The sequence below is a fragment of the Mycobacterium sp. 852014-52450_SCH5900713 genome, from assembly GCF_001667075.1.
GTDB lineage: Bacteria > Actinomycetota > Actinomycetes > Mycobacteriales > Mycobacteriaceae > Mycobacterium.
In genome coordinates, this window is record NZ_LZIL01000031.1 from 1 (window position 1) to 14,473 (window position 14,473).

13 protein-coding genes and 1 riboswitch are annotated in these 14,473 nt (G+C 69.9%); of the genes, 6 read left to right on the forward strand and 7 right to left on the reverse strand.

The genetic code is table 11. The annotated features are described in order from the left end of the window. The 4 genes from A5773_RS06660 to thiO form a co-directional block, all read right to left on the reverse strand. Positions 1–564 (reverse strand): GDSL-type esterase/lipase family protein (locus A5773_RS06660; RefSeq protein ID WP_232001808.1); only part of this gene is annotated, 564 nt, incomplete at its 3' end. Continuing rightward, positions 561–1,319: a thiazole synthase gene (locus tag A5773_RS06665; protein WP_067263770.1), complete on the reverse strand. Its 759-nt coding sequence runs from the start codon at positions 1,317–1,319 to the stop codon at positions 561–563. The genes A5773_RS06660 and A5773_RS06665, both read right to left, overlap by 4 nt. Then, entirely contained in the window at positions 1,312–1,509 is a 198-nt protein-coding gene (thiS, locus tag A5773_RS06670) for a sulfur carrier protein ThiS (protein ID WP_066954536.1), read from the reverse strand. The genes A5773_RS06665 and thiS overlap by 8 nt, the downstream gene beginning before the upstream one ends. After that, positions 1,506–2,519, reverse strand: a complete 1,014-nt coding sequence (gene thiO, locus A5773_RS06675; protein WP_066954728.1) for a glycine oxidase ThiO — start codon at positions 2,517–2,519, stop codon at positions 1,506–1,508. Before thiO ends, thiS begins: the two co-directional genes overlap by 4 nt. A gap of 1 nt (position 2,520) precedes the next feature. After that, positions 2,521–2,630, reverse strand: a riboswitch (TPP riboswitch). A 36-nt stretch (positions 2,631–2,666) separates the two neighbouring features. Here thiO and thiE point away from each other — a divergent pair. Further along, positions 2,667–3,338, forward strand: coding sequence for a thiamine phosphate synthase (gene thiE, locus A5773_RS06680; RefSeq protein ID WP_067790202.1), 672 nt, complete (start codon positions 2,667–2,669; stop codon positions 3,336–3,338). Here the strand turns inward: thiE and A5773_RS06685 are convergent. Next, on the reverse strand, positions 3,310–3,942 hold the full coding sequence (locus A5773_RS06685; RefSeq protein WP_067790205.1) for an NUDIX hydrolase: 633 nt from the start codon (positions 3,940–3,942) through the stop codon (positions 3,310–3,312). The two genes, thiE and A5773_RS06685, sit on opposite strands and share 29 nt — an antisense overlap. Positions 3,943–4,076: 134 nt before the next feature. Between A5773_RS06685 and glnX the strand changes: the two genes are divergently transcribed. From glnX to A5773_RS06710, 5 genes are all read left to right on the forward strand, one after another. Beyond that, positions 4,077–5,396 carry a protein kinase G-activating protein GlnX gene (gene glnX / locus A5773_RS06690; protein WP_066954545.1) on the forward strand — a complete coding sequence of 440 codons (1,320 nt, stop codon included), beginning with the start codon at positions 4,077–4,079 and terminating at the stop codon, positions 5,394–5,396. Then, positions 5,393–6,364, forward strand: a complete 972-nt coding sequence (locus A5773_RS06695) for a glutamate ABC transporter substrate-binding protein (RefSeq protein ID WP_067790208.1) — start codon at positions 5,393–5,395, stop codon at positions 6,362–6,364. The genes glnX and A5773_RS06695 overlap by 4 nt, the downstream gene beginning before the upstream one ends. Beyond that, positions 6,364–8,643, forward strand: a complete 2,280-nt coding sequence (locus A5773_RS06700) for a serine/threonine-protein kinase PknG (protein WP_067790211.1) — start codon at positions 6,364–6,366, stop codon at positions 8,641–8,643. The genes A5773_RS06695 and A5773_RS06700 overlap by 1 nt, the downstream gene beginning before the upstream one ends. A gap of 75 nt (positions 8,644–8,718) precedes the next feature. Then, positions 8,719–10,032, forward strand: a complete 1,314-nt coding sequence (locus tag A5773_RS06705) for a DUF1800 domain-containing protein (protein WP_067790214.1) — start codon at positions 8,719–8,721, stop codon at positions 10,030–10,032. A 12-nt stretch (positions 10,033–10,044) separates the two neighbouring features. Beyond that, the gene (locus A5773_RS06710) at positions 10,045–11,226 is read left to right on the forward strand and encodes a DUF1501 domain-containing protein (protein WP_067790216.1); all 1,182 of its coding nucleotides are present in this window, start codon (positions 10,045–10,047) and stop codon (positions 11,224–11,226) included. Here A5773_RS06710 and A5773_RS06715 read toward each other — a convergent pair. Both A5773_RS06715 and pta read right to left on the reverse strand, forming a co-directional pair. Continuing rightward, positions 11,215–12,372, reverse strand: a complete 1,158-nt coding sequence (locus A5773_RS06715) for an acetate kinase (RefSeq protein ID WP_156659575.1) — start codon at positions 12,370–12,372, stop codon at positions 11,215–11,217. The genes A5773_RS06710 and A5773_RS06715 overlap by 12 nt on opposite strands. After that, positions 12,365–14,461: a phosphate acetyltransferase gene (pta, locus tag A5773_RS06720; RefSeq protein WP_066954559.1), complete on the reverse strand. Its 2,097-nt coding sequence runs from the start codon at positions 14,459–14,461 to the stop codon at positions 12,365–12,367. The genes A5773_RS06715 and pta overlap by 8 nt, the downstream gene beginning before the upstream one ends. Positions 14,462–14,473: the final 12 nt, after the last annotated feature.

Here is a 14,473-nt window from a genome sequence, read left to right on the forward strand (position 1 = left end):
CAACTTGCACTGCGGTCTGGGGGGGGGGGGGGGGGGGGCGGGGGGGGGGGTGGGGGGGGGGGGGTTCGGGCGGGCGTTTCTTTGCGTGTTGTTTCTGGTGCCCACGGGCGGGGGGGCCGGGGGGCCCCCCCCCCCCCCCGCGAGACCGACCGCGCACAACGACTCGAACACCGCGTCCAGGGCCTGATTCCGCGCGTCCCGGTCCAGCAGCAGGGAAAGGCGCCGACCGAGCAACGGCAGGCGCCGGACGGCTCGCGGCAAGGAGGCGGCCATCAGCAGCGGGATGTAGCCGACGTCGTTGCCGCCGATCGTGATGGTCACCAGGCCTTCCGAGCCGTTCAGCGCGGTGATCTGGGGCGGCGCGCCGCGCTGGTGGTCGGCAAGCACGTGGGCGGTGGTCGCGCCGGAAAAGGTGACGTCTACCAGATCGAGGTCGCATCGCTGCGCGACCAGGTGCGCATAGTTGCGCGCCGAGCGGCCGGAGCCCCAGGGGGCATCCGCGGCACGGGGCCCGATGCCGGGGCCGGCGGCCATCGAACTGCCCAGCGCGACATAGCGTTTCATCGTTCGGGGCTGGACGCCTGGGCCCAGAAGCGCTTGGGAATTCGGCCCGCCCGCCGGGCCAGATAGCCGGCGGTGACGGCGGCGGCCATCGCGGCCGCCATCGTCGCCGGATCGGCGGCGCGGGTCACCGCGGTGGCCAAAAGCACGGCATCGCAACCCAACTCCATCGCCAGCGCGGCGTCGCTGGCGGTGCCGATGCCGGCGTCGAGCACCACCGGAACGCCGGCCCGGGCGACGATCATCTCGATGTTGTGCGGGTTGGTGATGCCAAGCCCGGTGCCGATCGGCGAACCCAGCGGCATCACCGCCGCGCATCCGGCGTCTTCGAGCCGACGCGCCAACACCGGGTCGTCATTGGTGTAGGGCAGTACGACGAACCCGTCGTCGACCAATTGCTCTGCGGCGCGGACCAGTTCGACCGCGTCGGGCAGCAGGGTGCGTTCGTCGGCGATCACCTCCAGCTTGACCCAGTTGGTGTTCAGCGCTTCGCGGGCCAGCTGCGCGGTGAGCACCGCCTCGGCCGCGCCGCGGCAGCCCGCGGTATTGGGCAGCGGCGTGATGCCGAGCCGGTTGAGCAGGTCCAGCAGCCCCGTCCCGCCCTCCGCGTCGACCCGCCGCATCGCGACGGTGGTCAACTCGGTGCCCGACGCGACCAGCGCCTCCTCCAGCGCGGCCAGGCTGGTCGCTCCCCCGGTCCCCATGATGAGCCGCGAGGCGAAGCTGCGATCGCCGATCGTGAGCTTTGCTTCAGCCACCTTGCACCGCCGTCACCACCTCGAGCCGCGCGCCGTCGAAAAGCGTTGTCGTCCAGTTGGATCGCGGTAGCACGGCGTCGCCCATCGCCACCGCGACGCCCCGGTCCGGGTAGCCCAGCGACTGCAGCAGCGCGGCCACCGTGGTCTGCTCGTCGACGTCGACCTGCTGCTCATTGACCACCACGATCATGACGGGGCTCCGACCGGGGCCAGTTGAGAGACGATCTGTTCCGCGGTCCACGGCGCAAGCAGGAATCCGGATCGGCCGTGGCCGCCGGCCACCAGGGTTCGCTCGTCCAGGCGTTGCACCAGGGGCAGGTTGTCCGGTGTCATCGGGCGCAGCCCGGCGGCGCACTCGGCCAGCTCGTATTCGCCGAGCGCGGGCAACACCGCACAAGCGTCGTCGAGCAGGTCCCGCACTCCGGAGACCACCGGGGCGGTGTCGCGCCCGTGTTCGTACTGGGTGGCGCCGACGACCACCCCGTCCGCACGTGGAACCAGGTACACCTGCCGCCCGTGCACGCGGGCCCGAATGACGCGCTGCGGCACGGGCATACACCCCCGTCGCCAGCGCAGGCGCAACACCTCGCCCTTGACCGGGCGCACCGGCAGGCCGGGCCACAACGCGGGGGCGTCGATGCCGTTGGCGATCACGACCGCGTCGCCGTCGACCGTTAGGTCGTGCGCCGGCGGCGCCCACCGCACCCCCAGGCGCTCGCATTCCGCGGATAGGGCGTCCAGCACCGCGCGGTTGTCCACCGCCAGCTCGGTGGGGGCCCGAAAGCCGTGCCGGATGCCTTGCGCCAGCAGTGGTTCCAGATCCCGGGCGGCCGACTCCCAGACCACCGGATGCCCCTGCGCGGACAGCCAGTCGGCGACGGTGCGCAGGTCGGCGACGTCTGCCCGGTCGACGGCGACCACCAGCGACTCGCGGGCGGTGACCACCTGCGCCGGGAGCCCGTCCAGGAAACCGCCCTCGCGCCAGAGCCGCAGCGACTCCAGCCCCAGCTGCAGCAGCCGCTCCTCACCGGGCCAGCCCTCGCTGTGCGGGGCCAGCATGCCGCCGGCGACCCACGACGCGCCCTTGTCGGAAGTGCGGTGCACCCGGACCGACCAGCCGGCCTGGGCGGCGCGGCGCGCGACCGCCAGCCCGATGACGCCGCCGCCGATGACTGCCAGCGACCCGGGGTCTGATGGCATCCTGTCCATCCTGGGGCCTCCCTTCGCCGGCATGACCCGGATCAGGTGTGACGGTAAGGGCAGGCGCGCCCACTCTCAGACCCCGTTCCCGGGACTCCCGTGTCTGTATGTTCTTCGGCTCCCACGCTAGCGCGCTAGCGTCGCGGTGTGCATCAGCGAGTTATCCGCCTGGCATCCGCGCGGTTATATCTGTGCACCGACGCGCGCCGGGAGCGCGGCGATTTGGCCGAGTTCGCCGACGCCGCGCTGGCCGGCGGGGTCGACATCATCCAGCTGCGCGACAAGGGGTCGCCCGGTGAGCAGCGGTTCGGGGCCCTCGAGGCGCGCGACGAGCTGGCGGCGTGCGAGATCCTGGCCGAGGCGGCCCGCCAGCACGGCGCCCTGTTCGCGGTCAACGACCGGGCGGACATCGCCCGCGCGGCGGGCGCCGACGTGCTGCACCTGGGGCAGGGCGACCTGCCGCTGGAGACCGCCCGGGAAATCATCGGGCCCGACATGCTGCTCGGGCTGTCCAGCCATGACTCCGGCCAGGCCGCCGCGGCCGCCGAGGGCGCGGCGGACTATTTCTGCGTCGGCCCGTGCTGGCCCACCCCGACCAAACCGGGCCGCGAGGCGCCGGGCCTGGGGCTGGTGCGGGCGGCCGCCGATGTCGGCGGCGAGAAGCCGTGGTTCGCGATCGGAGGCATCGACGAGCGGCGACTGCCCGAGGTGCTCGGCGCCGGCGCCCGTCGGATCGTGGTGGTGCGCGCGATCACGGCGGCCGCCGACCCGCGGGCCGCGGCGCAGCGGCTCAGTTCGGCGCTTGCAGCAGCGAGCTGATCCGCCGACTGAGGTGCGACGGCTCCTCGTCGGCGTCCCCCGGCATGCACCAGACGAAGACGCCGTCCTCGACCTCGATGGTGCGGGGCAGGTGCCGCCGTCGTTCGTCGGCGTGGCCCAGGGGCACCAGGGCCGTGGCCGTGCGCAGCCGGTGCCAACTCGCGGCGAAGCCCGGATGCAGCGGCAGCTCGGCCACCTCGTCCTCGGCGACCCAGCGCATCTCGGCGCTTTCACCGTTGGGCACGGTGTGCAGCAACTCGGTCGCGTCGGCGATCACGGTGGTGTAGGTCCAACGCGCGCCGCCGAGCCCGCCGACCTCGGCCGTGACCACCGTCGACCGCACGGTCAGGAGCTCGCCGTGCAGGCCGGCCTCCTCGTGCGCCTCGCGGACCGCGGTCTCCTCCGGGGTCTCGTGGCTGTCGCGGGCACCGCCCGGCAGGCCCCAGGTTCCGCCCTGATGGCTCCACACCGCGCGATGCTGCAGCAGCACGGCGGGGGTCCCGTCCGGCCGCGGGGCCCGCAGCAGCAGACCGGCCGCGCCGAAGCGGCCCCAGTAATGGGCGCCGCTGTGGGAGACCACCCAACCGTCACCGTCGCCCTGCACGAGTTCAGGATATGCACGTGATCGCCTGGTCAATTGGTCTGCCTCCACCCATCCGCCGCAAGATTCTCTTAGAATTCGCTTATAGAGGTTGGTGCAGCGTTCCAGTGGCCGCGAAAGTTGAGGGCTGATAACACGTGACGGTCGAGCTGGCGCACCCGTCGACAGAGCCGCAGGGATCGCGGTCGCCGGCCGAACCAGCCCATCCGCGCTGGTGGTTCATCTCCACCACGCCCGGCCGCATCCTGAGCATCGGGATCGTCCTGGCGGTGCTCGGCGGTATCTGCGCGTTCGCCACCTCGACCACCATCAACCACCGGCAGCAGGTGCTGACCACGGTGCTCAACCACACCGAGCCGCTGTCGTTCGCCGCCGGGCGGCTGTACACCACCCTGTCGGTGGCCGACGCTGCGGCGGCCACCGCCTTCATCGCCGAAGCCGAGCCGCCGCCGGTCCGGCAGCGCTACGAGCAGGCCATCACCGACGCGTCGGTCGCGGTGACTCGCGCGTCGAGCGGGCTCACCGACGAACCGCTGGTGCAGCTGCTGGGCCGGATCAACGCCGAACTGGCCGTCTACACCGGCCTGATCGAAATCGCGCGCACCAACAATCGCGAGGGCAACCCCGTCGGGTCGTCGTATCTGTCGGAGGCCTCGGGCCTGATGCAGTCGACGATCCTGCCGGACGCGGCCCAGCTGTATCAGGCCACGTCCGAACGGGTGGACGCGGAAACCACCGCTTCCACTCAGATCCCGGCGCCGGTCATCCTGGTGGTCAGCGCCACCGCGGTCTTCGGCGCCTTCGCTCACCGATGGCTGGCCAGGCGCACCCGGCGCCGAATCAACCCCGGCCTGGTCGTGGGCGGCCTCGCTATCCTCGTCATGGTGGTATGGGTCGGAACAGCGCTGACCATCTCCACGGCCGCCAGCCGTAGCGCCAAGAACACGGCCGCCGACTCGCTGCGGATCGTGACCAACGTCGCGATCACCGCCCAGCAGGCACGGGCCGACGAGACGCTATCGCTGATCCGCCGCGGGGACGAGGAGAAGCGCAAGCAGTCGTTCTATCAGCGGATCGACTCCATGCACCAACAGCTCGACCAGTACATGGCCCGCAGCGACGCCGTCGACAAACCCGACCTGGAAGGCGCCAACCAGCTGCTGTTGCGCTGGCGGCAGGCGAACGACCGGATCAGCTCCTATATCTCGGTGGGCAACTACCGGGCGGCCACCCAGGTGGCCCTGGGCAGCAGCGAGGACGACTCCACCCCGGCGTTCGACAAGCTCGAGGACCAGCTGGTGAAGGCCATCGACCAGAGCCGCACCCACCTGCGCAACGACGTCCTCAACGCGCGCAGCGGGCTGTCCGGCGCCCAGGTCGGCGGCGTGGTGCTCAGCCTCGGGGCCGCCATCGCGGTGGCGCTCGGCCTGTGGCCGCGGCTGAGAGAGTACCGATGAGGACGCGGCTGGCCCGGGCGGGCGCCGTCCTCGCGACGGCGGTCGTGCTGGCCGGATGCGGGCACACCGAATCGCTGACGGTGGCCAACGTGCCGACGCTGCCGCCGCCCACCCCGGTCGGCATGCAACAACTGCCGCCGGAGCCGCCGCTGCCGGCGGACGATCCGGCCCAGGGCTGCGACCTGATGGCGAGCCTGCGGCCCTTCCCCACCAAGGCCCAGGCCGACGCCGCGGTCGCCGACATCCGGGCCCGCGGCCGGCTGATCGTCGGGCTCGACATCGGCAGCAACCTGTTCAGCTTCCGCGACCCGATCACGGGCGAGATCACCGGTTTCGACGTCGACATCGCCGGTGAGATCGCGCGCGACATCTTCGGCGCCCCGTCGCACGTCGAATACCGCATCCTGTCGTCCGACGAACGCGTCACCGCGCTGCAGAACTCCGAGGTCGACGTGGTGGTCAAAACCATGACGATCACCTGCGACCGGCGCAAGCAGGTGAACTTCTCGACCGTCTACCTCGACGCCAACCAGCGCATCCTGGCCCCGCGCGATTCCCCCATCACCAAGGTGGGCGACCTGTCCGGCAAACGGGTCTGCGTGGCCAAGGGCACGACCTCGCTGCACCGGATCCGCCAGATCGACCCGCCCCCGATCGTCGTGTCGGTGGTCAACTGGGCCGACTGCCTGGTGGCGATGCAGCAGCGCGAGATCGACGCCGTCAGCACCGACGACTCGATCCTGGCCGGGCTGGTCGAAGAGGACCCCTACCTGCACATCGTCGGCCCGAACATGGCGACCCAGCCCTACGGCATCGGGGTCAACCTCACCAACATCCCACTGGTGCGGTTCGTCAACGGCACGCTGGAGCGGATCCGCCGGGACGGCACGTGGAACACGTTGTACCGCAAGTGGTTAACCGTGCTGGGGCCGGCACCCGCCCCACCCACGCCGAGGTACTTGGACTGATGACCGAGTCAGAGAACACCGAACAGCCGGAATCCGGGTCCGATGACGTGAGCCCGGGCACCCAACCGCCGGACACGCAGGGCGGCGGCCCGACGACGGGGCGCATCCAGGCCACCCAGGCGTTGTTCCGTCCCGATTTCGATGACGATGACGATGACTTTCCGCACATCTCGCTGGGCACCCTGGACAGTGACGCGCACGACCGGCTGACGATCGGGACTCGGGTGCTGCCGCCGGTCAGACACCTCGGCGGCGGACTGGTCGAGATCCCCCGGGTTCGCGACATCGACCCGCTCGAGGCCCTGATGACCAGCCCGGTGGTGCCGGAGGCCAAGCGGTTCTGCTGGAACTGTGGAAAGCCCGTCGGCCGCTCCGGCAAAAAGAGCAAGGGGACGTCGGAAGGCTGGTGCCCCGCCTGCGGCAGTGCGTATTCGTTTCTGCCACAACTAAATCCGGGAGACATCGTCGCCCACCAGTACGAGGTGAAGGGTTGCATCGCGCACGGCGGCCTGGGGTGGGTGTATCTCGCGGTCGACCACAACGTCAACGACCGCCCGGTGGTCCTCAAGGGCCTGGTGCACTCGGGTGACGCCGAGGCGCAGGCGATCGCGATGGCCGAACGGCAGTTCCTCGCCGAGGTGGTGCACCCGCAGATCGTGCAGATCTTCAACTTCGTCGAGCACAAAGACCGCAGCGGCAATCCGGTCGGCTACATCGTCATGGAGTACATCGGCGGGCAGCCGCTCAAGCACAGCAAGGACAAGAAGCTCCCCGTCGCCGAGGCCATCGCCTACCTGCTGGAGATCCTGCCGGCGCTGACCTATCTGCACTCCATCGGCTTGGTCTACAACGACCTCAAGCCGGAGAACATCATGCTCACCGAGGAGCAACTCAAGCTGATCGACCTGGGCGCGGTGTCGCGGGTCAATTCGTTCGGCTACCTCTACGGCACGCCGGGCTTCCAGGCGCCCGAGATCGTGCGGACCGGCCCGACGATCGCGACCGACATCTACACGGTGGGGCGCACCCTCGCCGCGCTGACGGTGAACCTGCCGACCCGCAACGGCCGCTACGTCGACGGCCTGCCCGAGGACGACCCCGTGCTCACCACCTACGACTCGTTCCGCCGATTGCTGCGCCGGGCCACCGATCCCGACCCGCGGCGCCGGTTCGGCAGCACCGAGGAGATGTCCGCCCAGCTGATGGGCGTGCTGCGCGAGGTGGTCGCCCAGGACACCGGGATACCGCGGCCCGGCCTGTCGACGGTCTTTTCCCCGAGCCGCTCGACGTTCGGGGTGGACCTGCTCGTCGCGCACACCGACGTCTACCTGGACGGCCAGGTCCATTCGGAGCGGCTGACGGCCCGCGAGATCGTGACCGCGCTGCAGGTGCCGCTGGTCGATCCGGCCGACGTCGCCGCTCCTGTCCTGCAGGCGACGGTGCTCTCCCAGCCGGTGCAGACCCTGGACTCGTTGCGCGCGGCGCGGCACGGAACGCTGGACGCCGACGGCGTCGAGGTCTCCGAATCGACCGAATTGCCGCTGATGGAAGTCCGCGCGCTGCTGGACCTGGGCGACGTGGCCAAGGCCACCAGGAAGCTGGACGACCTCGCCGAGCGGGTGGGCTGGCAATGGCGATTGGTCTGGTACAAGGCCGTCGCCGAGCTCCTAACCGGTGACTATGACTCCGCCACAAGGCATTTCACCGAGGTGCTGGACACCTTCCCCGGCGAGCTGGCGCCCAAGCTGGCGTTGGCCGCGACGGCCGAACTGGCGGGCGACGTCGACGTGCAGAAGTACTACCAGACGGTGTGGAAGACCAACGACGGGGTGATCTCGGCGGCTTTCGGGTTGGCCCGATGGCTTTCCACCGAGGGTGATCGAGCCGCCGCGGTGCGCACCCTGGACGAGGTGCCGCCCACCTCAAGGCATTTCACCACCGCGCGCCTCACCAGCGCGGTCACCCTGCTGTCCGGGCGGACGAAGAGCGAGATCAGCGAGGAGGACATCCGCGACGCCGCCCGGCGCGTGGAGGCGCTGCCGCCAACGGAACCGCGCGTGCTGCAGATCCGCGCGTTGGTGCTGGGCTGCGCGATGGACTGGCTGGAGGACAATAAGGCCAGCACCAACCACATCCTCGGCTTCCCGTTCACCGAGCACGGGCTGCGGCTGGGCGTCGAGGCCGCGCTGCGTAACCTGGCCCGGGTTGCGCCCACCCAGCGCCACCGCTACGCGCTGGTGGACATGGCGAACAAAGTCCGGCCCACGAGCACGTTCTAGATCGGCGGCTCTCCCCTTCACGTCGTGTGCAGCCCTACACAGGGAAAACATAGGTACATACCGCAAAGTTGACTCATGCCAGGGCAGTCCACCGCATGGATCACCGCGGCCCGCGGGCTGCGGCGGGCCGGGTTCGGGACGACCGGACCCGAGGTAGACGCCGCGCTCACCACAGACTGGCCGGGCTACGTCGACGCCGTGCTGGCCGCGAATCCCGACGCGGACCAGGGTGCGGTCGCCACCCCGATGCCCGCTTTGCAGCCGCCCGCGCCGCCCGGGAAGGGCGCCGCGCCGGCGGCCCGCAAGAAGTACAACCAGCAGCTGTCCGAACAGCAGGCCGCGCTGTCCGACTGGTGGCTGCGCCGCATGGTCAGCGTGCGGCAGCCGTTTCACGAAAAGCTGACCCTGCTGTGGCACAACCACTTTGCCACCTCGGCGCAGAAGGTTCGAGTCGCCCCGTACATGGCCGCGCAGAACCAGAAGCTGCGCACCCTGTCGCTGGGCGACTTCCGGACCCTGGCTTACGCGATGCTCACCGACGCCGCGATGTTGCGCTGGCTGGACGGGCAGAGCAGCACCGCGAAGGCCCCCAATGAGAACCTTGCGCGGGAGTTCATGGAGCTGTTCGCCCTGGGCCACGGCAACGGCTACACGGAGGACGACGTGCGCAACGGCGCCCGCGCGCTGACGGGGTGGGTGATCGATGCCGACGGCCGCACCTCGATGGCATCCAGACGCCACGACGGCACGGCCAAGACGTTGTTCGGGCAGACAAGCAACTTCGACGCCGCCGGATTCTGCGACACCGTGCTGGCGCAGCCGAAATCGGTGGAGTACGTCGCGGGACGGCTGTGGCGGCAATTGGCCTCCGACGACCCGCCGTCACGCCGCGCGCTGGACAGGCTGGTCTCCGCCTACGGCCCCGGCCGGGACCTGCGAGCGCTGACCCGGGCAATTCTCACCGACGACGAATTCATCGGCGGCCGCGGAACCGTCGTCAACAGCCCGGTCGAATGGCTCGTCGGCGTGATGCGCGCGCTGCGGGTGCCCATCGACCCGGCCATCCGCAAGACCGCCGACGCGACATTGCGGGCGCTCGGGCAGCGGCCGTTCTATCCGCCGAGCGTCGGCGGCTGGCCACAGGGCCAAGTATGGCTGTCCACCGCCAGCGCCGAGGCCCGGCTGCGGGCCGCTGGCCGGCTCGCGCACGCCGGCGACCTGTCCGGCATCGAAAGCGCCGCCCCCCGTGACCGCATCGACGCGGTCGGCTACTTGATCGGTGTCGGAGACTGGTCCGATCGCACCGCCGGCGCGCTGCGGCCCCTGGTGCGCACCCCACCGCAATTGGTGGCGGCCGCCGTCAACACACCCGAATACCTGACTTCCTAGCGAGATCCGACGATGCCCGAGATGAACCGCCGCAGATTCCTGGCCGCCAGCGCCGGCGTCGGCGCGGCCGGCCTGTTGTCGACGGCGGTGGCCGTCAGTTGGCCCGACCTGATGCGCGCGGCCCAGGACCGGCCGCTCCCCGACGGCGCGGGCGTGCTGGTCCTGGTCACGCTCTACGGGGGCAACGACGGGATCAACACGTTGATCCCCTACGCGGACAACGCGTACCACGATGCCCGGCCGGAGCTGGCCTACGCCCCGGGTGACGTCCTGCACCTCGACGATGCGCTGGCACTCAACCCCGCGCTGAAGGGCCTGGCCCAGCTGTGGGACCGGCGGCAACTGGCGATCGTGCGGGGTGTGGGCTATCCGCGGCCCGACCACAGCCACTTCCGGTCCATGGACATCTGGCAGACGGCGTCACCGGCCGAGCCCGTGTCGACGGGCTGGATCGGCCGCTGGCTGGACGCTACCGGTGACGACCCGCTGCGCGCGGTCAACATCGGGCCCGTCCTGCCCCCGCTGGCTGTCGGTGAAAAGTTCACTGCTGCCGCGCTTTCCACCACCCCGGCGCCCGGCAGACAGGGGCTCGACGCGCTGCTGGGCGCGCTCGGAATCGACGACCCTGATGACACGCCCGCAATGGCCGCCGTGTGCAAGTCGTACCGCGCCACACGCACCACCAGCAAGACCTTCGCGTCCGTGAAAGCTGATGGACACCAGCGCAATTCGCTGTCCACGCAGCTGAGCATGGTGGCCGGGGCAGTGCGGGCCCGTGTGCCGACCCGGGTGTACACGGTGCAATTGGGCGGCTTCGACACCCACGCGGCCGAGCGCGACACGCAGCAGCGCCTGCTCGGGACGTTCGACGAGGCGGTCACCTCTTTCCTGCGGCAGGTGGCCGGCTCGAACGTCGTCGTGATGGCCTATTCGGAGTTCGGGCGCCGGGTGCGCGCCAACGCCTCGCAAGGCACCGATCACGGCACCGCCGGCCCCGTCTTCGTCGCGGGCGCTCCCGTGCGGGGCGGGTTCTACGGCGAAGAACCCAGCCTGACCGACCTCGACAACGGGGACCTGAAGTACCGCACCGACTTTCGCGACGTGTACCACGAGCTGCTCGCGCGAACTGTCGGGACCGATCCCACGCCATCCGTCGGCGCCGGACGCAAGAGCCTCGGCTTCCTAACCGCTTAGTGCGCCAACGCACTCGCGGGCGATGGCGAGTTCTTCGTTGGTGGGTATCACCAGCACGGCGATCGGCGACGCCTCGGCTGAGATCTGCCGGGGGCCCTTCCCGCCGCCGAGGTTGCGGCGCTCGTCGAGCACGATGCCCAACTCCTCCAGCCCGGCCAGCGCGTCGCGGCGCACCGCCGCGTCGTTTTCCCCGATGCCGGCGGTGAAGGTGATGGCATCGGTGTGTCCGAGCACCGCGAGGTAGGCGCCGATGTACTTGCGCAGCCGGTGAGTGAACACGCTGTAGGCCAATTGGGCTGCGCCGTCGCCCGATTCGATCATGGTGCGCAGCCGACGGAAGTCGCGCTCGCCGGACAGGCCCAGCATCCCCGACCGCTGGTTGAGCATGGATTCGACCTCGTCGACGCCCATCTTCGCCGTGTGGCAGAGATAACTGACGATGCTGGGGTCGATGTCACCGCTGCGGGTGCCCATCACCAGGCCCTCCAGCGGCGTCAGGCCCATCGACGTGTCGAGGGGCCGGGTGCCGGCGATCGCCGAGGCGGAGCAACCGTTACCCAGATGCAGCACAATCTGTTTCAGGCCGCGCAGGGGCCGGCCCAAGAAGGCGGCGGCCTGCTCGCTGACATACCGGTGCGACGTGCCGTGAAACCCATAGCGGCGGATCCGCCAGCGTTCGGCCAGGCCGCGGTCGATCGCATAGGTCGCGGCCGCGGGCGGCATGTCATGGAAGAACGCCGTGTCGAAGACCGCGATGTGCGGAACGTCCGGAAGCAGCTTGCGCGCCACCTCGATCCCTTTGACCGCGGGGGGATTGTGCAGCGGCGCCAGTTCCGACAGTTCGTCCAGCTTGGCGAGCACCGCGTCGTCCACCGGTGTGGGCTTATAGAACGTCTGGCCACCGTGCACGACCCGGTGGCCCACCGCCACCAAATCGCAATCGCGTAGGTCGACGCCCTGCTCGGATAGCGCGTCGAACGCTTGCCGCAGCGCCGCGTCGTGGTCGCGCACCGGGGACGACTCCTCCCCGATCCGTTCCACGTTGCCCGTCGCCCGGGCCTTGCCGGAGTCGGGTTCGACCAATTGGTACTTCAGCGAGGACGAGCCGGAGTTGATCACCAGCACAGTCCGGTCGGCGTTAACCACGGGCACCCTGCGCCTGAATCGCGGTGATGGCAACCGTGTTCACGATGTCTTCGACCAACGCACCCCGGGACAGGTCGTTCACCGGCTTGCGTAAGCCTTGCAGCACCGGCCCTATCGCGATCGCCCCCGCGCTGCGCTGCACCGCCTTGTAGGTGTTGTTGCCGGTGTTGAGGTCGGGAAAGATCAGCACGGTGGCGCGGCCGGCCACCGGCGAGTCGCGCAGCTTGGCGGCCGCGACCGATGGCTCGATCGCGGCGTCGTACTGGATCGGACCCTCGACGGGCAGGTCGGGAGCCCGGGAGCGCACTAATTCCGTTGCTGCCCTTACCTTGTCCACATCGGCTCCGGCACCGGAGTCGCCGGTGGAATAGGACAGCATGGCCACCCGCGGCTCGATGCCGAATTGCGCGGCGGTACGCGACGAAGAGATGGCGATGTCGGCCAGCTGTTCCGGCGTCGGGTTGGGGACGATCGCACAGTCACCGTAAGCCAGCACCCGGTCGGGCAGGCACATGAAGAAAACGCTGGAGACGGTGGAGACGTCGGGGATGGTCTTGATGATTTCGAAGGCCGGCCGGACGGTGTGCGCGGTGGTGTGGGCGGCGCCGGACACCATCCCGTCGACCATGCCGTTGTGCACCATCATGGTGCCGAAATACGTGGCGTCGCACATGATCTCGCGAGCGTGCTCGACCGTGATCCCCTTGGCCTTGCGCAACTCGGCGTACTGGTCGGCGAACTGATAGCGCAATTCGCTGGTGCGGGGATCGATCACCTTCGTGTCGCCGAGTTCCACGCCGAGTTCCGCTGAACGCAAACGGATTCCGGCTTCATCGCCCAAGATCGTCAAGTCGGCGATCTGGCGCTGCAGCAGGCGGCCGGCCGACTTGAGGATACGGTCGTCGTCGCCTTCGGGCAGCACGATCCGCTTGCGATCCGCGCGCGCCAGCAGGTGCAGCCGGTGGGTGAACATCTGCGGGGTGGTCACGGTCGGAATCGGAATGGCGAGCTGCGCCAACATATCCCCGATATCGACGTAGCGGTCCATCAGCTCCAGCGCCGTGTCGATCTTGCGCTGCGAGGTGGCCGTCACGCGGCCGCGGGCCGAGGCCGCGGCGCTGGCCGTATCGTAGGTGCCCAGCGTGGTGGTGATGATGGGCAGCCGGAGCCGCAGTCCGGCCACCAGCGCGCTGATCGACGGATGCAGCTCGAACCCGCCGTTGAGCACCATGCATGACAGCGACGGAAAGCCTTCGGCCGCATGGGCGCTGGCGACCGCCAGCACCACGTCCGAGCGGTCGCCGGGGGTGATGACAGCCACCCCGTCGGCCAGCCGTTCCAGCACGTGATCGGCGGTCATACCCGCGACCATCACGCCCAGCACTTCACGTCCCATCAGCGCGGTGTCACCACTGACCAGGGTTCCGTTCACCGCCTTCTGCAGGTCTGAGACCGCGGGAGCGGGCAGCAGCGGCTCGTTCGGCAGCACGTAACTCTGCGGGATGACCGCGTGCAGCGCCTCCGCGACGGCGCTCACCTGCGACGGCTCGCAGCGGTTGGCCACCACCGCCGCGGTGTGGGCGTGCTGGGCGGCCAACTCGTCCAGACACGCCTGCACGACATGCACGACGTCCTCGGCGGTGCGCCCCTTGGCCCGCACCACCAGCAGCACCGGTGCGCCGAGATTGACCGCGATGCGCGCGTTGACGGAAAGCTCGGCGGGGCTAGCGACGTCGGTGTAGTCGCTGCCGACGATCACCACCGCGTCGCACGCTTCGGCCATCGCGTGGTACCGGTCGACGATGTCGGTGAGCGCGGCGTCGCGGTCGGCGTGCAACTCCTGATAGGTCACGCCCACGCACCGCTCGTAGGGCAGGCCCGCGGTGCTGTGCGCCAGCAGCAGCTCGAGGATGTAGTCGCGGTCTTCACCGAACCGGGTGATCGGCCGGAACACCCCGACCCTGGCCACGGTCGCGGCGAGGTGGTGCATGATTCCCAGCGCGATCGTCGACTTACCGGTGTCCCCCTCGGGCGCCGCGATGTAGATCGCGGAGGGTTGGGAATCCGGCCGCCGGGAGGCCTCGGGCACGCTGAATGCCCG

What these genes read in the sequence shown, in the direction of transcription:
- A5773_RS06700 (WP_067790211.1), top strand. Translation starts at nt 6,364, where the DNA reads ATGACCGAGTCAGAGAACACCGAACAGCCGGAATCCGGGTCCGATGAC.
- A5773_RS06705 (WP_067790214.1), top strand. Translation starts at nt 8,719, where the DNA reads ATGCCAGGGCAGTCCACCGCATGGATCACCGCGGCCCGCGGGCTGCGG.
- thiS (WP_066954536.1), bottom strand. Translation starts at nt 1,509, where the DNA reads ATGATCGTGGTGGTCAATGAGCAGCAGGTCGACGTCGACGAGCAGACC.
- A5773_RS06710 (WP_067790216.1), top strand. Translation starts at nt 10,045, where the DNA reads ATGCCCGAGATGAACCGCCGCAGATTCCTGGCCGCCAGCGCCGGCGTC.
- thiO (WP_066954728.1), bottom strand. Translation starts at nt 2,519, where the DNA reads ATGCCATCAGACCCCGGGTCGCTGGCAGTCATCGGCGGCGGCGTCATC.
- A5773_RS06695 (WP_067790208.1), top strand. Translation starts at nt 5,393, where the DNA reads ATGAGGACGCGGCTGGCCCGGGCGGGCGCCGTCCTCGCGACGGCGGTC.